Origin of the sequence: Streptomyces sp. NPDC004610 (assembly GCF_040609715.1) — a bacterium.
GTDB lineage: Bacteria > Actinomycetota > Actinomycetes > Streptomycetales > Streptomycetaceae > Streptomyces.
In genome coordinates this window covers 15,671-36,052 of record NZ_JBEXLA010000047.1, presented here as the reverse complement: position 1 = coordinate 36,052, position 20,382 = coordinate 15,671, and the positions used below count along the sequence as shown (strand labels likewise).

General features: G+C 71.1%; 18 protein-coding genes. 10 read left to right on the top strand and 8 right to left on the bottom strand.

Annotation, left to right across the window (positions count from 1 at the left end; all coding sequences use genetic code 11):
- The first annotated feature begins 73 nt into the window (after window positions 1-73).
- From acs to ABZX40_RS36625, 5 genes are all read left to right on the top strand, one after another.
- Window positions 74-2,029, top strand: coding sequence for an acetate--CoA ligase (acs, locus tag ABZX40_RS36645; RefSeq protein WP_355736257.1), 1,956 nt, complete (start codon window positions 74-76; stop codon window positions 2,027-2,029).
- Between the two features lie 311 nt (window positions 2,030-2,340).
- Entirely contained in the window at window positions 2,341-3,813 is a 1,473-nt protein-coding gene (gene nhaA, locus ABZX40_RS36640) for a Na+/H+ antiporter NhaA (protein ID WP_355736254.1), read from the top strand.
- A gap of 108 nt (window positions 3,814-3,921) precedes the next feature.
- On the top strand, window positions 3,922-4,455 hold the full coding sequence (locus ABZX40_RS36635) for a phage holin family protein (RefSeq protein WP_355736251.1): 534 nt from the start codon (window positions 3,922-3,924) through the stop codon (window positions 4,453-4,455).
- Window positions 4,452-5,402, top strand: a complete 951-nt coding sequence (locus tag ABZX40_RS36630; RefSeq protein WP_355736248.1) for an alpha/beta hydrolase — start codon at window positions 4,452-4,454, stop codon at window positions 5,400-5,402. Before ABZX40_RS36635 ends, ABZX40_RS36630 begins: the two co-directional genes overlap by 4 nt.
- Window positions 5,403-5,980: 578 nt before the next feature.
- Entirely contained in the window at window positions 5,981-6,160 is a 180-nt protein-coding gene (locus ABZX40_RS36625) for a hypothetical protein (RefSeq protein WP_355736245.1), read from the top strand.
- A gap of 195 nt (window positions 6,161-6,355) precedes the next feature.
- Here the strand turns inward: ABZX40_RS36625 and ABZX40_RS36620 are convergent, their stop codons facing one another.
- The 3 genes from ABZX40_RS36620 to nth form a co-directional block, all read right to left on the bottom strand.
- Window positions 6,356-7,555, bottom strand: coding sequence for a MarP family serine protease (locus tag ABZX40_RS36620; RefSeq protein ID WP_355736243.1), 1,200 nt, complete (start codon window positions 7,553-7,555; stop codon window positions 6,356-6,358).
- A 125-nt stretch (window positions 7,556-7,680) separates the two neighbouring features.
- Entirely contained in the window at window positions 7,681-8,376 is a 696-nt protein-coding gene (locus ABZX40_RS36615; protein WP_355736240.1) for a CoA pyrophosphatase, read from the bottom strand.
- Between the two features lie 160 nt (window positions 8,377-8,536).
- Window positions 8,537-9,622 carry an endonuclease III gene (gene nth, locus ABZX40_RS36610; protein WP_355736237.1) on the bottom strand — a complete coding sequence of 362 codons (1,086 nt, stop codon included), beginning with the start codon at window positions 9,620-9,622 and terminating at the stop codon, window positions 8,537-8,539.
- A 320-nt stretch (window positions 9,623-9,942) separates the two neighbouring features.
- On the opposite strand from nth, the gene ABZX40_RS36605 reads away from it, so the two are divergent.
- Window positions 9,943-10,617 carry a Crp/Fnr family transcriptional regulator gene (locus ABZX40_RS36605; RefSeq protein WP_029382547.1) on the top strand — a complete coding sequence of 225 codons (675 nt, stop codon included), beginning with the start codon at window positions 9,943-9,945 and terminating at the stop codon, window positions 10,615-10,617.
- A gap of 182 nt (window positions 10,618-10,799) precedes the next feature.
- Entirely contained in the window at window positions 10,800-11,573 is a 774-nt protein-coding gene (locus ABZX40_RS36600) for a nucleotidyltransferase domain-containing protein (RefSeq protein WP_355736330.1), read from the top strand.
- A 21-nt stretch (window positions 11,574-11,594) separates the two neighbouring features.
- Here the strand turns inward: ABZX40_RS36600 and ABZX40_RS36595 are convergent, their stop codons facing one another.
- The 4 genes from ABZX40_RS36595 to ABZX40_RS36580 all read right to left on the bottom strand — a co-directional run bounded on the left by ABZX40_RS36595 (window position 11,595) and on the right by ABZX40_RS36580 (window position 14,029).
- The gene (locus tag ABZX40_RS36595; RefSeq protein WP_355736234.1) at window positions 11,595-12,425 is read right to left on the bottom strand and encodes an MBL fold metallo-hydrolase; all 831 of its coding nucleotides are present in this window, start codon (window positions 12,423-12,425) and stop codon (window positions 11,595-11,597) included.
- Window positions 12,422-13,318 carry an NUDIX hydrolase gene (locus ABZX40_RS36590; protein WP_355736231.1) on the bottom strand — a complete coding sequence of 299 codons (897 nt, stop codon included), beginning with the start codon at window positions 13,316-13,318 and terminating at the stop codon, window positions 12,422-12,424. Before ABZX40_RS36590 ends, ABZX40_RS36595 begins: the two co-directional genes overlap by 4 nt.
- Before the next feature lie 88 nt (window positions 13,319-13,406).
- Entirely contained in the window at window positions 13,407-13,874 is a 468-nt protein-coding gene (locus tag ABZX40_RS36585) for a RidA family protein (RefSeq protein ID WP_355736229.1), read from the bottom strand.
- A complete protein-coding gene (locus tag ABZX40_RS36580) occupies window positions 13,871-14,029 on the bottom strand; it encodes a DUF4177 domain-containing protein (RefSeq protein WP_009189813.1) in 159 nt (52 codons plus the stop codon). The genes ABZX40_RS36585 and ABZX40_RS36580 overlap by 4 nt, the downstream gene beginning before the upstream one ends.
- Before the next feature lie 312 nt (window positions 14,030-14,341).
- Here ABZX40_RS36580 and ABZX40_RS36575 point away from each other — a divergent pair, with 312 nt between their 5' ends.
- Together ABZX40_RS36575 and ABZX40_RS36570 are read left to right on the top strand one after the other, a co-directional pair.
- Entirely contained in the window at window positions 14,342-15,319 is a 978-nt protein-coding gene (locus ABZX40_RS36575) for an ArsA-related P-loop ATPase (RefSeq protein ID WP_355736226.1), read from the top strand.
- On the top strand, window positions 15,316-16,794 hold the full coding sequence (locus ABZX40_RS36570; protein WP_355736224.1) for an ArsA family ATPase: 1,479 nt from the start codon (window positions 15,316-15,318) through the stop codon (window positions 16,792-16,794). Before ABZX40_RS36575 ends, ABZX40_RS36570 begins: the two co-directional genes overlap by 4 nt.
- Window positions 16,795-17,116: 322 nt before the next feature.
- On the opposite strand, the gene wblA is transcribed toward ABZX40_RS36570, so the two are convergent.
- Window positions 17,117-17,455 carry a transcriptional regulator WblA gene (gene wblA / locus ABZX40_RS36565; RefSeq protein ID WP_355736327.1) on the bottom strand — a complete coding sequence of 113 codons (339 nt, stop codon included), beginning with the start codon at window positions 17,453-17,455 and terminating at the stop codon, window positions 17,117-17,119.
- Between the two features lie 545 nt (window positions 17,456-18,000).
- Here wblA and ABZX40_RS36560 point away from each other — a divergent pair.
- On the top strand, window positions 18,001-20,355 hold the full coding sequence (locus tag ABZX40_RS36560; RefSeq protein ID WP_355736221.1) for a transglycosylase domain-containing protein: 2,355 nt from the start codon (window positions 18,001-18,003) through the stop codon (window positions 20,353-20,355).
- Window positions 20,356-20,382 lie beyond the last annotated feature (27 nt).

The window sequence follows — 20,382 nt, the reverse complement described above, 5'->3', positions numbered from 1 at the left end:
CTTGTCATCGGCCCCTCGCTTCTGGTGAGCTGTGGCTTGGGACACAACGGACACCCTTGGAAAGGGAGATGTCGTGAGCAACGAAAGCCTGGCCAACCTGCTGAAGGAAGAGCGCAGGTTCGCACCCCCCGCCGACCTGGCCGCGAACGCCAATGTCACGGCGGAGGCGTATGAACAGGCCAAGGCTGACAGGCTCGGCTTCTGGGCCGAGCAGGCCCGCCGGCTGAGCTGGGCCAAGGAGCCGACGGAGACGCTGGACTGGTCGAACCCGCCGTTCGCGAAGTGGTTCAAGGACGGCACGCTCAATGTGGCGTACAACTGCGTGGACCGGCACGTGGAGGCCGGGCTCGGAGACCGGGTCGCGATCCACTTCGAGGGTGAGCCCGGCGACAGCCGCGCGATCACCTACGCGGAACTGAAGGACGAGGTCTCCAGGGCGGCGAACGCGCTGCTGGAGCTGGGCGTGGCCAAGGGCGACCGGGTCGCGATCTATATGCCGATGATCCCGGAGACGGCGGTCGCGATGCTGGCGTGCGCCCGGGTCGGCGCCGCGCACTCCGTGGTGTTCGGCGGCTTCTCCTCCGACGCACTGGCGACCCGTATCCAGGACGCCGACGCCAAGGTGGTCATCACCTCCGACGGCGGGTACCGGCGGGGCAAGCCGTCCGCGCTGAAGCCGGCCGTGGACGAGGCCGTGCAGAAGGCGGGCAACGTCGAACATGTGCTCGTCGTACGCCGTACCGAGCAGGATGTGGCCTGGGACGGCACCCGGGACGTCTGGTGGCACGAGATCGTCGGGCGCCAGTCGGCGGAGCACACGCCCGAGGCGTTCGAGGCCGAGCACCCGCTGTTCATCCTCTACACCTCCGGTACCACGGGTAAGCCCAAGGGCATCCTGCACACCTCCGGCGGCTACCTCACCCAGGCGTCGTACACCCACCACGCCGTCTTCGACCTCAAGCCGGAGAAGGACGTGTACTGGTGCACGGCCGATGTCGGCTGGGTCACCGGGCACTCGTACATCGTCTACGGGCCGCTCTCCAACGGCGCCACGCAGGTGATGTACGAAGGCACGCCCGACACGCCGCACCAGGGGCGGTTCTGGGAGATCGTCCAGAAGTACGGGGTGACGATCCTCTACACCGCGCCCACGGCGATCCGTACGTTCATGAAGTGGGGCGACGACATCCCCGCGAAGTTCGATCTGAGCAGCCTGCGGGTGCTGGGGTCGGTCGGCGAGCCGATCAACCCCGAGGCGTGGATCTGGTACCGCAAGCACATCGGTGGCGACCGCACGCCGATCGTGGACACCTGGTGGCAGACCGAGACCGGCGCGATGATGATCTCCCCGCTGCCGGGGGTGACGGAGACCAAGCCCGGTTCCGCGCAGCGCCCGCTGCCCGGTATCTCCGCGACCGTCGTCGACGACGAGGCGAACGAGGTGCCCAACGGCGGCGGCGGTTATCTGGTGCTGACCGAGCCGTGGCCGTCGATGCTGCGCACCATCTGGGGCGACGACCAGCGGTTCCTGGACACCTACTGGTCGCGGTTCGAGGGCCGGTACTTCGCCGGTGACGGGGCGAAGAAGGACGACGACGGCGACATCTGGCTGCTGGGCCGGGTGGACGATGTGATGCTGGTGTCCGGTCACAACATCTCCACCACCGAGGTGGAGTCGGCGCTCGTCTCGCACCCGTCGGTCGCCGAGGCGGCGGTCGTCGGCGCGACCGACGAGACGACCGGTCAGGCGATCGTGGCGTTCGTGATCCTGCGCGGTTCGGCCTCGGAGGACGAGGCGCTGATCAACGACCTGCGCAACCATGTGGGCACCACGCTCGGCCCGATCGCCAAGCCCAAGCGGATCCTGCCGGTGGCCGAGCTGCCCAAGACCCGCTCCGGCAAGATCATGCGCCGACTGCTGCGCGATGTCGCGGAGAACCGGCAGATCGGCGACGTCACCACGCTCGCCGACTCCACGGTCATGAACCTGATCCAGGCCCAGCTCCCGTCGGCTCCCACCGAGGACTGACCCGGCGGCACGACACCGGGCACCGCACCGGCACCGGGCACCTGGCACACCTGGCGCCCGTGCACCCGGCACCGCACCGCACCGACGCCGGGCACCTCTCCGGCACCGGCGCCAACACCCGTGATCAAAAAGGGGCACCCCACCCGGGGTGCCCCTTTCCGTTTCGGCGCCTCTGATCGCGTACGGTTAAAATAAGAAGTGCGTCAACAACGCGACAAGATCGCAATCGTTGCCGTGGAGATCTGCAACTGGTGTGCCGGGAAGTCTGGTCGGCAAGTGTCCCGTCATGCTCACCGACCGGAGGTCTCACCGTGTCCGCGCCCGCCCGCCACAAGGAAAACCCCCAGGACGACGCGGGGAGCAACGCCCCCCGCAAGGCACTGGGACGGCTCTCGCTGCCCGAGCGGAACTTCGTCGCGGAAGCCCTGCGCACCGAGACGGTCGGCGGGGTACTGCTGCTGATCGCCGCCGTGGCCGCGCTGATCTGGGCGAACGTACCCGCCTTCGGCGACAGCTACGGCACGGTCTCGGACTTCCACCTCGGCCCCGCCGCGCTCGGCCTGGATCTGTCGCTCGCGCACTGGGCGGCCGACGGACTGCTCGCGATCTTCTTCTTCGTAGCCGGTATCGAACTGAAGCGCGAGCTGGTCGCCGGTGATCTGCGCGATCCCAAGGCCGCCGCGCTGCCCGTGGTCGCGGCCCTGTGCGGAATGGCCGTACCGGCGCTGGTCTATGTGCTGACGGCGTCCTCCGGCGGCGGGTCGCTGGCCGGCTGGGCGGTGCCCACCGCCACCGACATCGCCTTCGCGCTCGCCGTACTCGCGGTCATCGGGACGTCGCTGCCCAGCGCCCTGCGCGCGTTTCTGCTGACCCTGGCGGTCGTGGACGACCTCTTCGCGATCCTGATCATCGCGGTCTTCTTCACCGACCAGCTGAACTTCGCCGCGCTCGGCGGCGCCGTGGCGGGCCTGGTCCTCTTCTGGGTGCTACTGCGCAAGGGCGTACGCGGGTGGTACGTGTATGTCCCGCTGGCGCTGGTGATCTGGGCGCTGATGTACAACAGCGGCATCCACGCCACCATCGCCGGTGTCGCCATGGGCCTGATGCTGCGCTGCACCACCCATGACGACGAGAAGCACTCCCCCGGCGAGCACATCGAGCATCTCGTCCGGCCGCTGTCGGCGGGGTTCGCGGTGCCGCTGTTCGCCCTGTTCAGCGCGGGTGTGGCGGTGTCCGGCGGTGCGATGCGGGATGTCTTTACGCAACCCGAGACGCTCGGGGTGGTGCTGGGACTGGTGGTCGGCAAGACCCTCGGGATCTTCGGCGGCACCTGGCTCACCGCCCGCTTCACCCGGGCCTCCCTCAGCGACGATCTGGCCTGGGGCGATGTCTTCGCGGTCGCCTCGCTCGCCGGGATCGGCTTCACCGTCTCCCTGCTGATCGGCGAACTGGCGTTCGACAGCGACGCCGCGATGACCGGTGAGATCAAGGCCGCCGTACTGACCGGCTCGCTGATCGCCGCCGTCCTCGCCACCGTGCTGCTGAAGATACGCAACGCCAAGTACCGCCGGATGGTCGAGGACGAGGACCGCGACGACGACCTCGACGGCATCCCCGACATCTACGAGGAGCACGACCCGGCGTACCACCTGCGGATGGCGGAGATCTACGAGCGCAAGGCCGCCGACCACCGCAGGATCGCCGAGGAACGCACCCGAGCGGCCCGCGACGCGGTTGCCGAAGTGCCGGGCGGGGCAGGCGAGGAGAACCGCGGTCCGGCATGATCTGACGAGACGGTACAAAAGAGCGGGACCGGACGCGTCGGCCGAAGTGGACAGCGAGGCTGGACACAGGCGCACGGACGGCACCGTACGCACACGAGGGAGACCGCGATGAGCGCACCCGACGGCAGCCCGGTCGGCGCGGAACGCAGCATCGGCCAGTTGTTCGCCTCGGCGACCACCGATATGTCCGCGCTGGTGCACGACGAGATCGCGCTGGCCAAGGCGCAGCTCAAGCAGGACGTCAAGCGGGGCGTGATGAGCGGTGGCGCGTTCGGCGTGGCCGCGGTCGTGCTGCTGTTCTCCCTGCCGATGCTGAACTTCGCCCTGGCGTACGGCATCCGTACCTGGAGTGGCTGGAATCTGGCGCTCTGCTTTCTGCTGTCCTTCGCGGCGAACGTCCTGGTGGCGGTCGCGGTCGCGCTGATCGGTCTGCTCTTCGCCAAGAAGGCGAAGAAGGGCAGGGGCCCGCAGAAGGTGGCCGCGTCGGTGAAGGAGACCGCGGGCGTGCTCCAGAACGCCAAGCCGCACCCGCGCCCCGAGCCGGTCACGGACGACCGGCCGGCGCTGACGGGCTCGGGCGACCGGGTCCCGGCCGCCATCGAGGCGGCGGGCGCCGGCGCCACGGCGCGCGGTTCGTCATGACCGACCCCGCCACTCCTTCGGCGCATCCGGCCTCGGTCGTACGGATCGATCTGCCTGGCGGGCAGCCGGTGGTCCATCGCGATGTGGCCGCGAACGGCGCCCGTTTCCACATCGCGGAACTCGGTGACGGTCCGCTGGTGATGCTGGTGCACGGCTTCCCCCAGTTCTGGTGGGCCTGGCGGCATCAGCTGGTCGCCCTCGCCGACGCGGGTTTCCGGGCGGTGGCCATGGATCTGCGCGGTGTCGGCGGCAGCGACCGCACTCCGCGCGGCTACGATCCGGCCAACCTCGCGCTCGACATCACCGGGGTGATCCGCTCCCTCGGCGAGCCGGACGCCGCGCTGGTCGGCCATGACCTGGGCGGTTATCTGGCCTGGACGGCGGCAGTGATGCGCCCCAAGCTGGTCCGGCGGCTGGCGGTCTCCTCGATGCCGCACCCCCGGCGCTGGCGCTCGGCGATGCTCTCCGACGCCCGGCAGACCGCCGCCAGCTCCTATATCTGGGGGTTCCAGCGGCCCTGGATCCCCGAGCGGCAGCTCGTCGCCGACGACGGGGCGCTGGTGGGACGGCTGATCCGGGACTGGTCCGGCCCCAAGCTGCCCGACGACGAGGCGGTCGAGGCGTACCGGCGGGCGATGTGCATCCCCTCCACCGCGCACTGCTCGATCGAGCCGTACCGCTGGCTGGTGCGGTCGCTGGCGCGGCCCGACGGCATCCAGTTCAACCGGCGGATGAAGCGGCCGGTGCGGGTGCCGACGCTGCATCTGCACGGCTCGCTGGACCCGGTGACCCGGACCCGCAGCGCGGCCGGGTCCGGGGAGTATGTCGAAGCGCCGTACCGGTGGCGGCTGTTCGACGGGCTGGGCCACTTTCCGCACGAGGAAGACCCGGCGGCGTTCTCGGGCGAGCTGGTGAACTGGCTGAAGGACCCGGAACCGGACCGGTGAGGGTCGCTCCGCGTCAGGGTTCGGTTTACGTCGGGGTCCGGTTCACGTCGGGGTCCGGTTCACGTCGGGGTCCGGTTTACGCCGGGGTTCGCTCCGCGCTGCGTTCCGCTCCGCGCCGGGGTCCGCTTCACGCCGGGGTCCGCTTCACGCCGGGGTCCGGTTCACGCTGCGTTCCGCTCCGCGTCGGGGTCCGCTCCGCGCCAGGGCCCTGCCCCGTCAGGGGTTCCTGTCCGCGCCGGGGTCTGGTCCACCCCGCGGCCCTGTTCCCTCCAAGGCGTCCTGTCCCTCGCTGGGTCCGTCCATACCCGGTCCCGGTCCACACCAGGCTCCGGCCCATGCCCGGCCCACGCCCGGCCCGGATCCCACGCCGGGTTCCCCTGGGCGCCACGACTGGGCTGACTTCTGGTCAGTCCCGGCCGTCTGGCCGAATGGCCGCGACCGCGCCGGGTGAGCGGGCCCTCGCGCCCGGTATCCGGATCTGAACACCTGTACTACGAACGGCCACTTGCCCGACGCATAGGCCAATTGGGGGCCCCGGTCGAGGTTATCGACCTTGGGCCAGGGGCACACGTCCCGGTATGGGCTGGACGCACGATTACAGTGACGCAGCACGCGACCGCCGCTCAGCGGGCGGTCCGACTCCCTACCAGCGGAGCACCCCGCAACTCCAGGGCGCGGACCCCCGGGTGGGCATTCCGCGCATCCTGCGCCGCCGGGCCCGCTGGGTGTCCGTACGGCTGCGCCACCCGCGCGGCTGACGCGGCGACGCGCCCCGCTTCCCACTTCACGCGAGCCCTGCCGGGCAGCCGTACGCGATCCTCGCCGAGCGGCACGCGCCCCTCACCGGGCGGCACACGAGCCTCGCCGAGCGGTACGCCCTTGCCGGGCAGCACGGCGGCCTCACCGAGTGGCACGCGCCCCCTGCCGCCAGGGGCGGTCCCCCTCGCCCGCCCTCACATCGCGCAGCTGTCGCTGTCCACCTGCTGGTTCGCGGTCCGACCGAGGTCGATGTCCTCACGGATCTCGTCCACGGTGAGCGCGTACCCGGTCTCGGGGTCGTCGAGGGACTTGGCGAAGACCACGCCGTAGACCTCGCCCTCGGGGGTGAGCAGCGGACCACCGGAGTTGCCCTGGCGGACGGTCGCGTACAGCGAGTACACATCGCGGTGCACGGTGCCGCGGTGGTAGATGTCCGGCCCGTTGGCCGGGATCCGGCCGCGTACCCGGGCCGCGCGCACGTCATAGGCACCGTTCTCCGGGAACCCGGCGACGATCGCGCTGTCACCGCTCGTGGCGTCGTCGGAGGTGAACCGGAGCGCGGGCGCGTCGAGGTCGGGCACATCGAGGACGGCGATGTCGCGCTTCCAGTCGTAGAGGACGACCGTCGCGTCGTAGCGGCGGCCCTCGCCGCCTATCTGGACGGTGGGTTCGTCGACCCCGCCGACGACATGCGCGTTGGTCATCACCCGGCGGTCGTCGAAGACGAAGCCGGTGCCCTCCAGGACCTTGCTACAGCTCTGCGCGGTGCCCATCACCTTGACGATGGATCTCTTCGCCCGGGTGGCCACCTCGCTGTTGGCCAGGGCCGGGTCGGGCGGCTGGACATCGGTGATGGGCTCGTTGGAGAACGGGCTGAAGACCTGCGGGAACCCGTTCTGCGCCAGGACGGAGGAGAAGTCGGCGAACCAGGTGTCGGCCTGGGCGGGCAGCGCGCGGGAGACCCCGAGCAGCACCTTGGAGCCGCGGACCTCCTTGCCCAGGGTGGGCAGGGTCGTACCGGCCAGCGCGGAGCCGATCAGCCACGCCACGAGGAGCATCGCGACGACATTGACCAGGGCCCCGCCCGTGGCGTCCAGTGCGCGGGCCGGGGACCAGGTGATGTACCGGCGCAGCTTGTTGCCGAGATGGGTGGTCAGGGCCTGGCCGATGGAGGCGCAGACGATGACGACGATGACCGCGACCACCGCGGCGACCGTACTCACCTCGGAGTTGTCGGTGAGCGCGTCCCAGATGACCGGCAGGGTGTAGACGGCGACGAGACCGCCGCCGAGGAAGCCGATCACCGACAGGATGCCGACGACGAAACCCTGGCGATAGCCGACGATCGCGAACCAGACGGCAGCGAGCAGCAGCAGGATGTCCAGCACGTTCACCGTTTTCGGCCTCGCCTCGTCATTCTCCGGTCACGGGGACCCCGCCGGGGGCATGGCCCGGCCCGGCGCCCTGCGGCGCGCGGACATGGCCGCTCCCGGCGGAACACAGCTCGGCGACCACCCTGTCATGACCGCCAGTCGAGCGGGACCTGCTTGTCGGGGTCCCAGGGGCGCTCCCAGCCCGAGTAGTGGAGGAGGCGGTCGATGATTCCCGCCGTGAACCCCCACACAAGGGCCGAGTTGACCAGAAATGCCGGACCTCTGTATCCGTTGGGGTGGACGGTGGTGGCACGGTTGGCGGGGTCCGTGAGATCCGCCACGGGCACGGTGAACACCCGCGCGGTCTCATTGGGGTCCACCACGCCGACCGGGGTCGGGCGGCGCCACCAGCCGAGGACCGGGCTGACCACGAACCCGCTCACCGGGATGTAGAGCTTGGGCAGCACGCCGAAGACCTGGACCCCGGTGGGATCGAGCCCGGTCTCCTCCTCGGCCTCGCGCAGCGCCGCCCGCAGCGGGCCGTCGCCCTGCGGGTCGCCGTCCTCCGGGTCGAGGGAGCCGCCCGGGAAGGCGGGTTGCCCGGCATGCTCGCGCAGGGAGCTGGCCCGCTCCATCAGCAGCAGTTCGGGACCGCTCCTGCCGTCCCCGAACAGGACGAGCACGGCGGACTGCCGACCACCGCCGTCCTCGGGCGGCAGAAACCTGCTGAGCTGCGGCGGCTCCACCGTCTCCACGGCGTGCACCACCGGGTCCAGCCAGCCGGGCAGCCCGTCCTTGCTGACCGTCACCGCCCCGCCCTGCGTACCACTGGCACTCGTCATCGACACCCCCGTCGTTCTGTGGGATCCAACGGCCGGCTGCTCCACGATCGTTCCGCCCGGACCGGACCGGCGGGGTGGTTCACCGGAACGGGGCGGTCCGCCGGAGCCCGGCGGCGACGCGCCGCGTACCGCGCTGCCGGATCACCCGGCCGGCGAAGGGTCATCCGGCCCCCAGCGGCGGCGCCGGGCGGCCACCCGCGTCGAGATAGGACTGCGGCGGGTTGAGCCGCTGCCCCGGGAAGCCGCCCTTCTCGTACTTCAGCAGCTTGCGCGCCTTCTCCGGGTCCGTCTCGCCCTCGCCGTACGCCGGGCAGAGCGGGGCGATGGGGCAGGCGCCGCACGCGGGCTTGCGGGCGTGGCAGATACGGCGGCCGTGGAAGATCACATGGTGCGACAGCATCGTCCACTCGCTCTTCGGGAACAGCGCCCCGACCGCCGCCTCGATCTTGTCCGGGTCGGTCTCCCCGGTCCACTGCCAGCGCCGGACCAGCCGCTGAAAGTGGGTGTCCACGGTGATGCCGGGGCGGCCGAACGCGTTGCCCAGCACCACGAACGCGGTCTTGCGGCCGACGCCGGGCAGCTTGACCAGGTCCTCCAGACGGCCCGGCACCTCTCCGCCGAACTGCTCGGCGAGGGCCTTCGACAGCCCTATCACCGACTTGGTCTTGGCCCGGAAGAAGCCGGTCGGGCGCAGGATCTCCTCGACCTTCTCCGGGTTGGCCGCGGCCAGATCCTCGGGCGTCGGGTACATGGCGAACAGCGCGGGGGTGGTCTGGTTGACCCTCAGGTCGGTGGTCTGGGCGGACAGCACCGTGGCCACCAGGAGCTGGAAGGGGTTCTCGAAGTCCAGCTCCGGGTGGGCGTACGGATAGACCTCGGCGAGTTCGCGGTTGATCCGGCGGGCACGGCGGACCAGGGCGGTGTGCGACTCGGGCTTGCGGATGACGGGCTTCTTGGCGGGGGGCGCCACCGGGGTGGCCTTCTCCGCGGTCTTCGCCGTCTTCGCGGCCTTGGTGGTCGTCACGGCCTTCGCGGCCTTAGTGGTCGTCGCGCTCTTCGCGGCTGCGGCCCTCTTCGCAGCCGTCTTCTTCACCACCGCCGTCTTCTTCACCACCGCCGCCTTCTTCGCCGCCTTCTTCCCCACCGGCGTCTTCTCCGCCGCCACCGACTCCTCCGCCGTCCTCACCACCGCTTTCCCCGCCGCTCTCCTCGCCACCGCCGACGCTTCCCCGCCAGCCCGATTCATCCTTTTATTCGCTTTTCCTCCACCCTCGGACGGCTGTTCGCCCACAGCGGAATCATGTTCTGACGCCACTCGTCCAGCCCCCTCGGCCTGCGCTCTCACCGGCGATTTGGACACCCGGCCAGCCTACGACCCGGCACCGACATCCGCCCCGGACCTCGAAGATCGGCCCCCAATTGGACCCCTGCCGCTTACCAGGGCACACCAGTGCGGCATCCTTGTGACAGATCACACTGTTTGGACTGTCCGGCAAAATGGGGAGCACGGACCCCTGGTACACGGGGGAGAAAGATCCCCTGAGCAGGTCGACAAGGAGAGAACACGTGGACGACGTTCTGCGGCGCAACCCGCTCTTCGCGGCTCTTGACGACGAGCAGGCCGCTGAGCTGCGTGCCTCCATGAGCGAGGTGACCCTCGCGCGGGGCGACTCGCTGTTCCACGAGGGCGACCCGGGCGACCGCCTGTACGTGGTCACCGAGGGCAAGGTGAAGCTGCACCGCACCTCCCCCGACGGCCGCGAGAACATGCTCGCCGTGGTCGGCCCCGGAGAGCTGATCGGCGAGCTGTCGCTGTTCGACCCGGGCCCGCGTACGGCGACCGCCACCGCGCTGACCGAGGTCAAGCTGCTGGGCCTCGGCCACGGCGACCTCCAGCCCTGGCTCAACGCGCGTCCCGAGGTCGCCGCCGCGCTGCTGCGGGCCGTCGCCCGCCGGCTCCGCAAGACCAACGACGCCATGTCGGACCTGGTCTTCTCGGACGTCCCGGGCCGGGTCGCGCGCGCCCTGCTGGACCTCTCGCGCCGCTTCGGCGTGCAGTCCGAGGAAGGCATCCACGTCGTCCACGACCTCACGCAGGAGGAGCTGGCCCAGCTGGTCGGCGCGTCCCGCGAGACGGTCAACAAGGCCCTCGCCGACTTCGCCCAGCGCGGCTGGCTCCGCCTGGAGGCCCGCGCGGTGATCCTCCTGGACGTGGAGCGCCTCGCGAAGCGCTCCCGCTGACCCCCACAGGCCCCCAGGGGCCCCCGGACCCGCCCACAAGCCCGTCCCCGGACCCGCCCACAAGCCCGTCCCCGGGCGGCCCTCCCACAAGCCCGTCGCCGAGCGCGCCCACGACCCCTCCGGCGCCCCCGGAGGCCCCCGGGCGCCCCGGCACCGCCCGAGGGCTCGACCCCGAGGGCCACATCGCCCCCGAGGGCTCCCTCGCGCGCGTGGCGCCCGCTTTCCGGCCCGTGGTCACCGCCGCCCACGACCGGCTCCCGCGCCTCTTCGGCCCCCGGCTGACCAGTGCGTACGTCTATGGATCGATCCCGCGGGGCACCGCGCGGGTGGGCCGCAGTGATCTCGATCTGCTGATCACCCTGCGTACGGAGCCCACCGACGCCGACCGGGCGGACGCCCGCGCGCTGGACGCCGCCTTGGACGCGGAGTTCCCGGAGATCGACGGGTCCGGCACCCTGGTGCTGGGCCGGGAGCAGGTGCTGAGCGAGCTGGAGCGGCACGACCTGGGCTGGTTCGTCGCCTGTCTGTGCACCCGTCTGCTCGGCGAGGACCTGGCCGCCCTGCTGCCCCGCTACCGCCCCGACACGCTGCTGGCCCGCGAGACCAACGGCGATCTCGCCCTGCTGCTCCCCCGCTGGCGGGACCGGATCGCCGCCGCGGACGGCTCGGAGACGGCTCTGCGGCCCCTGGTGCGGTCCCTGTCCCGGCATCTGGTGCGCACCGGCTTCACCCTGGTGATGCCCCGCTGGCAGGGCTGGACCAGCGACCTGCGCGAGATGGCCGAGGCGTTCGCCGGGTACTACCCCGACCGCGCGGAGCAACTGCGTACGGCGGCCCTCATGGGCCTCGATCCGCGCGGGGACGCGGCCCTGCTGCGCAGCTATGTGGACGACCTGGGGCCATGGCTCGCCACGGAGTACGCGCGCGTGCACGGCGTCAAGGCGCCCAGGCCGTGAAGCGGCCCCCCGGGGCCGGGCCTAGATGAGCCCGTGTTCCTCCAGGTACTCCACCTGCGCCCGCACCGACAGCTCCGCCGCCGGCCACAGGGAGCGGTCCACATCGGCGTAGACATGGGCGACGATCTCGGGTGCCGTGCGGTAGCCGTCCTCCACGGCCGTCTCGACCTGGGCGAGCCGGTGGGCGCGGTGGGCGAGGTAGAACTCCACGGCGCCCTGCGCGTCCTCCAGGACCGGCCCATGGCCCGGCAGGACGGTGTGGACGCCGTCGTCGACCGTCAGGGACCGCAGACGGCGCAGGGAGTCCAGATAGTCGCCCAGACGGCCGTCCGGGTGCGCCACGACCGTCGTGCCGCGCCCCAGGATGGTGTCGCCGGTGAGGATCGCCCGGTCGGCCGGGAGATGGAAGCTCAGGGAGTCGGCGGTGTGCCCCGGGGTCGGGACGACCCGCAGCTCCAGACCGCCGACGGTGACCACGTCCCCGGCGCCCAGGCCCTCCTCCCCCAGGCGCAGGGCAGGGTCCAGCGCGCGTACCGGTGTTCTGGTCAGCTCGGCGAAGCGGGCGGCGCCCTCGGCGTGGTCGGGGTGGCCGTGGGTGAGCAGGGTGAGCGCGACGCGCCGGCCGGCCTGCTCGGCGGTGGCGGCGACCCGGCGCAGATGGCCGTCGTCCAGGGGGCCCGGGTCGATCACCACCGCGAGGTCGGAGTCCGGTTCGGCCACGATCCAGGTGTTGGTGCCGTCCAGGGTCATCGCGGACGCGTTGGGCGCGAGGACATTGACGGTCCGCGCGGTGGCCGGTCCGGAGAGGGCGCCCCCGCGCGGCTGGCCGGGCAGAGCGCTCGCGTCCGTCATGCGGGGGCACCTCCGGTCGGGATGCGGAGCGTGAACTCCTCGTGTCCGGGCCAGGAGAGCACGATCTCACCGCCCTCGTCGCCCTCACCGCCCTTCCCGCCCGCGAGGCGGCCCTTGGCCAGGACCGGCGTCAGATCCCGCGCGGGCGCCGCGGCCAGCGCGTCGGCCGCCGAGCCGTACGCGGCCAGCTGGCGCAGTACGGCGATGGTCGGCGGCATCATCAGCAGCTCGCCCCGGTCGTACCCGGCGGCGGCCTCCCGGGGGCGGATCCACACCGTGCGGTCGGCCTCGGTGGAGGCGTTGCGGGTGCGCTGCCCGGCGGGCAGGGCGGCGACGAAGAACCAGGTGTCGTAGCGGCGGGCCTCGAACTCGGGGGTGATCCAGCGCGCCCACGCCGAGAGCAGATCGGAACGCAGCACCAGGCCGCGCCGGTCGAGGAACTGGGCGAAGGACTCCTCGCGCGCGGCGATCCCCGCCCGGTCGGCCTCCCACGCCTCGCTCGTGGTGTCCCCGACGACCGATCCGGCGTCCGGCCCGGCGAGCAGCACGCCCGACTCCTCGTAGGTCTCGCGCACGGCGGCGCAGACGATCGCCTGGGCCCGCCGTTCGTCGACACCGAGCCGGGTCGCCCACCACGCGCGCGGGGGCCCCGCCCAGCGGATGCGGTGATCGTCGTCGCGCGGGTCCACACCGCCGCCCGGATACGCGTACGCGCCTCCGGCGAAGGCCATGGAGGCGCGTCTGCGCAGCATATGAACGACGGGACCGGCGGCGCTGTCCTTGAGGAGCATCACCGTGGCCGCCGCCCTGGGCTCGACCGGGGTGAGGCGGCCCTCGGAGAGAGCGCGGATACGGTCCGGCCAGTCCGCCGGATACCACTGCCCGTTAGCCATGGGCGGAGGCTATCCGCTGGGGCGCGGATGTTCGAGAGGCGACGATCATCCGCCTCGGGTCCGTGCAGGTGAGCGGGGTGCGGACCGCTCAGTCGGCGGTCAGCTCGACCAGCAGCTCCACCTCGACCGGGGCGTCCAGCGGCAGCACCGCCACCCCGACCGCGCTGCGTGCGTGCACGCCCTTGTCGCCGAGCACCGCGCCGAGCAGCTCGCTCGCGCCGTTGAGGACGGCGGGCTGGCCGGTGAAGTCGGACGCCGAGGCGACGAAGCCGACGACCTTCACCACGCGCGCGATCCGGTCCAGGTCCCCGGCGACGGACTTGACCGCCGCGAGGGCGTTCAGCGCGCAGGTCGCGGCCAGCTCCCTGGCCTCCTCCGGGGTGACCTCGGCGCCCACCTTGCCGGTGACCGGCAGCTTGCCGTCCACCATGGGCAGCTGCCCGGCGGTGTGGACGTACGGCCCGGTCCGCACGGCCGGCTGGTAGGCGGCCAGCGGCGGGACCACCTGGGGCAGGGTCAGGCCCAGCTCGGCGAGGCGGGCCTCGACCGCGCTCACGCCTGCTTCTCGCGCTTCAGGTAGGCCACCAGCTGCTCGGGGTTGGGGCCGGGCACGACCTGCACCAGCTCCCAGCCGTCCTCGCCCCAGGTGTCCAGGATCTGCTTCGTGGCGTGGACGAGCAGCGGCACGGTTGCGTATTCCCACTTGGTCATGGGGGCGACTGTAGCCGCTGGAACAGGCCACCAAGCCGCCGGGACGGCCACCGAGCAGGAGGGACACACCGCCGAGCCGCCGGGACGGGCCACCGAGCAGGAGGGACGCGCCACCAAGCCGCGAGGACGGGCCGCCGAGCCGGAGGGATCCACCGTCGGCCGCCGGGAAGGACCCTTCCGCCCGGCTCCCCGGCTCCCCGGCTCCCCGGCACGCCCCGGATCCTGGGCCAACGCTTATCCACAGGCCCGGGTTGTCCACAGCCTCCCGAGCCTCCCGATCGCTCCGGGCGCGGACTGGTTACGCTCGAAGATGTGAGCAGGCTCCAGGTCGTCAGCGGCAAGGGCGGGACCGGAAAGACGACGGTCGCCGCCGCACTCGCCCTCGCCCTCGCGACGGAGGGGAAGCGGACCCTCCTCGTCGAGGTCGAGGGCCGGCAGGGCATCGCCCAGCTCTTCGAGACGGAGGCGTTGCCCTACGAGGAACGCAAGATCGCCGTCGCCCGGGGCGGCGGCGAGGTGTACGCGCTGGCCATCGATCCCGAACTGGCCCTTCTGGACTACCTCCAGATGTTCTACAAGATGGGCAGCGCGGGCCGCGCCCTGCGCAAGCTCGGCGCGATCGACTTCGCCACCACGGTCGCCCCGGGCGTGCGGGACGTGCTGCTGACCGGCAAGGCGTGCGAGGCGGTCCGCCGCAAGGACAGAAGCGGCCGGTTCGTCTATGACTACGTGGTCATGGACGCCCCGCCCACCGGCCGCGTCACCCGCTTTCTGAACGTCAACGACGAGGTGGCCGGGCTGGCGAAGATCGGCCCGATACACAACCAGGCGCAGGCCGTGATGCGGGTGCTGAAGTCGCCGGAGACGGCCGTGCACCTGGTGACCCTGCTGGAGGAGATGCCGGTCCAGGAGACCGCCGACGGCATCGCCGAACTGCGTACCGCACGGCTCCCGGTCGGCCGGATCATCGTCAACATGGTCCGGCCCGAGCTGCTCGACGAGGCCGCCCTGGACCTCGTACGGAGCACGGAGCGGGCGGACGTCGCGCGGGCGCTGTCGGCGGCGGGGCTGGGCGGCGCGCGGCGCGGGCAGCACGCGGAGCGGCTGGTGGACCCGCTGCTGACCCAGGCCGAGGAGTACGCCGAGCGGTACGCGCTGGAGCACGAGCAGCGGGCCGTACTGGCCGGGCTGGACCTGCCGCTGCACGAATTGCCGCTGCTCGCCGAGGGCATGGACCTGGCGGGCCTGTACGAACTCGCCTCCGAGCTGCGGAAGCAGGGGATCTCATGACGGTGGACCCGGACTCATCCGGGCAGGACGACGGCGCCCGCCGGCTGGCGCCCGCGCGCGTGCTCGGCATCGACCCGCTGCTGGACGACCCCGGCACCCGGATCGTGGTGTGCTGCGGCGCGGGCGGCGTCGGCAAGACGACCACGGCGGCGGCACTGGGCCTGCGTGCCGCCGAGCGCGGCCGGAAGGTGGTCGTGCTCACCATCGACCCGGCCCGCCGCCTCGCCCAGTCCATGGGCATCGACTCGCTGGACAACACCCCGCGCCGGGTCAAGGGCGTCGACGGCGACGGCGAGCTGCACGCGATGATGCTGGACATGAAGCGCACGTTCGACGAGATCGTCGAGGCGCACGCGGATCCCGCGCGGGCGCAGGCGATCCTGTCGAACCCCTTCTACCAGTCGCTCTCCGCGGGCTTCGCCGGCACGCAGGAGTACATGGCGATGGAGAAGCTGGGGCAGCTGCGCGCGCGGGACGAGTGGGACCTGATCGTGGTCGACACCCCGCCCTCGCGCTCCGCGCTGGACTTCCTGGACGCGCCCAAGCGCCTCGGCTCGTTCCTGGACGGCAAGCTGATCCGGGTCCTGCTGGCCCCGGCGAAGGTCGGCGGGCGGGCCGGGATGAAGTTCCTGAACGTCGGGATGTCGATGATGACCGGCGCCCTGGGCAAGGTGCTGGGCGGTCAGCTGCTGAAGGACGTCCAGACCTTCGTGGCGGCGATGGACTCGATGTTCGGCGGTTTCCGCACCCGCGCGGACGCCACCTACAAGCTGCTCCAGGCGCCCGGTACGGCGTTCCTGGTGGTGGCGGCGCCGGAGCGGGACGCGCTGCGGGAGGCGGCGTACTTCGTGGAGCGGCTGGCGGCGGAGGACATGCCGCTGGCGGGGCTGGTGCTGAACCGGGTGCACGGCAGCGACGCGGCCGGGCTGTCGGCCGAGCGGGCGCTGGCCGCCGCGGAAAATCTTGAGGACTCCCGCATTGTGGATCAGGGGGGCGGGAAAGCTGGACTTCGTAACTCTCCCGAAACCCACGGCAGTTCAGCCCCGGACGACCCCGAGACCGCCGCACCCGACGCAGGCTCCCCCGCCCCGCCGGCCCCCCCGGTGACCTCGGACGACGTACCGGAACCCGGCCTTGGGGCGCCCCAGGACACCCCTGGGGCCCCGGACGCCGTAGGGGATGCCCCGGGAGACCCGGAGGACCTGGAAGACCACTCAGGAGACCCTGGGGACGGCGATTCCGCGCGCGCGGTCGAGCTGCTCACGGCGGGTCTGCTGCGGCTGCACGCCGAGCGGATGCATCTGCTCGCCCGCGAGCGGCGTACCCGCGACCGCTTCACCGCGCGCCATCCGGAGGTCGCGGTGGCCGAGGTGGCCGCGCTGCCCGGGGATGTGCACGACCTCACGGGGCTGCGGGACATCGGCAACCGGCTGGCGGCCAACGCCGGGCGCACGGAGAGACCTGAGGGCGAGTGAGGAAAATCACCTGGTTGTCACCCGCCTGGCCATGAAGGCCGGTTGTGGCCATGAAGGCCGGGTGATGGGCGCGAAAACGCACGCACGCCCGACGTGCGAATGTACGAACACGGGGAACGGCCCGGCCTACGGCGACGGACCAGCGGTTCCGCGACCGCGCGCTGCTCCACGATCCCGGCGAACACTCGGACCGACGGACTCGCACCGCACCGGCAACCCGGCGGACTTGGCGCCACCCCGGTGACCGGCGCACTCGGGCATCAGCCCGGAGACCGGCGGACCTGGGCGTCAGCCCGGACGACACCTCGCGCGGGGCGGGCGGTCAGCCCACCGCCGCGTAGTTCTCGTAGATCTCGTCGTCGTCGAGCGGTACCAGCCCGACCCCCCGTTCGTACTCCGTGCGCGCGGTCTCCAGGAGCCGGCGCCAGGAGGTGACGGTGGGTCGCCTGCGCAGCAGTGCGCGGCGCTCCCGCTCGGTCATTCCTCCCCACACGCCGAACTCCACGCGGTTGTCCAGCGCGTCGGCCAGGCACTCCGTGCGCACCGGGCAGCCGGTGCACACCGCCTTGGCCCTGTTCTGCGCTGCTCCCTGAACGAACAATTCATCCGGATCGGTAGTGCGGCAGGCCGCCTGCGCACTCCAGTCGGTTACCCAGCCCATACCGGCGCCGTCCTCTCCCGAATCGAGGCTCCCCCACGGCGGCAGCGGCATATTCACCGCCGCCAGTTGAGGACGTTACGGAAGGTGGGCACAGCGCAACACCCCCTTCGGGCCCAATCTTGAATGGCCCGAACGGACTATGCGTAAGCGGCAGATCACCCGGGGGAGTGAGCTGGCGACATGCGTGACCATCCCGGCGAACCGGGGCATTTCTGTCGAGTCACAACGGACTCCATCTGACACTCAGGGCGGTTTCGGACACACCCTCATCGACAACCCCGTCGACATCCCCGTCGATCTCCGCCGGTCTCCGTCGATCTCCACCGATGCCTATCGATAGGCCATCGATAGGTCATGGACAGCACATCGACAGCGCACCGACAGTTCATCGGAAGAGTCGAAAGAATCGAGAAAGCCGGGGAACCTCCGGAACGATTCGGGGTCGCCGGACGTATTGATACGTAGCCCTGCTGCTGTGACAGTTGAGAGCAGCTTAGGCCAAGGCATATACGCGTGTCCGGCGAATGAGAACGTAGGCTGCCCCCATGCCAAAGAACCGCTCGGGCGGTGGTCTGTCCCCGACGCAGCAGGCCGCCAAGTTCCTCGGTGTCAGTGTGCTCGCAGGTGCCGTCATGGCCGGGATCGCGCTGCCCGCCGTCGGTGCCCTCGGACTCGCGGCGAAGGGTTCGGTGGAGAGCTTCGACGAGCTTCCCGCCAATCTGAAGACCCCGCCGCTGAGCCAGCGCACCACCATCCTCGACGCCGACGGCGGCCAGATCGCCACGGTGTACTCACGCGACCGCACCGTGGTCGACCTCAAGAGCATCTCGCCGTACATGCAGAAGGCGATCGTCGCCATCGAGGACGCGCGCTTCTACCAGCACGGCGCGGTCGACCTCAAGGGCGTGCTGCGCGCCCTGAACAGAAACGCGCAGAGCGGCGGTGTCGCCGAGGGCGCCTCCACGCTCACGCAGCAGTATGTGAAGAACGTCTTCGTGGAGGAGGCCGGCGACGACCCGACGAAGGTCGCCCAGGCCACCCAGCAGACCCTCGGCCGCAAGATCAAGGAGCTGAAGTACGCGATCCAGGTCGAGGAGGAGCTCGGCAAGAAGAAGATCCTGGAGAACTACCTCAACATCACCTTCTTCGGCCAGCAGGCGTACGGCGTCGAGGCCGCGGCCCAGCGCTACTTCTCCAAGTCCGCCAAGGATCTGAACCTCCAGGAATCGGCCCTGCTGGCCGGAATCGTCCAGTCGCCCAGCCGGTACGACCCGGTCAACGACGAGGCGGAGGCCACCAAGCGCCGCAACACCGTGCTCCAGCGGATGGCCGAGGTCGGCGACATCACCCCGGCGGAGGCGGCGGAGGCCCAGAAGACCCCGCTCGGCCTGAAGGTCAGCCAGCCCAAGAACGGCTGCATCACCGCTGTCCAGGGCGCGGGCTTCTTCTGTGACTACGTCCGCGCGGTCTTCCTCAGCGACCCGGCCTTCGGCAAGACGCAGGAGGAGCGGGCGAAGGTCTGGAACCAGGGCGGTCTGACCATCCGTACGACGCTCGACCCGACCGCGCAGGAGTCGGTCCAGGAGTCGATCAAGGACCACGTGTACCAGAACGACGAGGTGGCGACGGCCGCGACCATCGTCGAGCCGGGTACCGGCAAGATCCTGGCGATGGGCCAGTCCCGGCCGTACGGCTTCGGGAAGAACGAGACGCAGATCAATCTCTCGGTCGACCAGTCGATGGGCGGCGGCGCGGGCTACCAGCCCGGTTCGACGTTCAAGCCGATCGTGGCGGCGGCGGCCATAGAGGGCGGGATGCCGGCCACGAAGGTGTACTCGTCGCCGTACGAGATGGACTACCCGACGCCGGTGCAGCAGTGCGACGGGAAGGTCTGGGACGAAGAGGGCATCGAGCTCGCCAATGAGAACGAGTCGGAGGTCGGCCCGTACGACATGAAGGAGGCGACCGCGAAGTCGGTCAACACCTACTACGTACAGATGATCAGCGAGATCGGCACCTGCCCGGTGGTCCAGATGGCCGGGAAGATGGGTGTCGAGCGGGCCGACGGCGAGGCGCTCGACCAGGGTCCGGCCATCGCCCTGGGCAGCCAGGAGGTCTCGCCGCTGACCATGGCCGCCGGGTACGCCGCCTTCGCCTCGCGCGGGATGTACTGCACGCCGGTCGCCATCGAGTCGATCAGCCAGCGGATCGGTGAGCAGTCCAAGTCCCTGGCCGTCCCGAAGTCGACGTGCTCGCGCGCGATGTCCGAGACCACCGCCGACACCATCAACACCCTGCTGCGCGGTGTGGTCGAGGACGGCACGGGCGCGCAGGCCGGTCTGGGCGGTCGCCCGAGCGCCGGTAAGACGGGTACGACGGACGAGCGGTACGCCGCCTGGTTCGTCGGCTACACCCCCAACATGGCGGGCGCGGTCTGGGTCGGCGACCCGGCCCACGACCGGCAGATGTCCGACATCACCATCGGCGGCGTCTGGCACGACAAGGTCTTCGGTGGACAGGTCCCCGGACCCATCTGGCGCGACATGATGTCCGGCGCCCTCGCCGACAAGCCGGCCCCCGACTTCAACCTCGTCAACATCCCCGACCGCCCCGAGCGAGAGCCCGGCGACGGCGAGGGGAACGGCGGCAATGACGGAGGCGGGAACGACGACGGGGACAACGGTGACGGGGATGGCGACCAGTCGAACATCGGCGGGCTGATCGGCGGCCTGGCCACGGGCGGGACGGCTGATGGCGGGATCAGCACGAACGGCGGGACCGGCGGGACCGTTCCCACGCCGACGTTCTCGATTCCCGAGGGGTGGATCGAGGGGAATGAGAATGGCGGGATGAATGGGAATGGGAGTGGGAACGGGGGGGATGGGGGGAGTTGGCCGTAGGGGGTCGGGGTCGGGGGCGGTATCGGG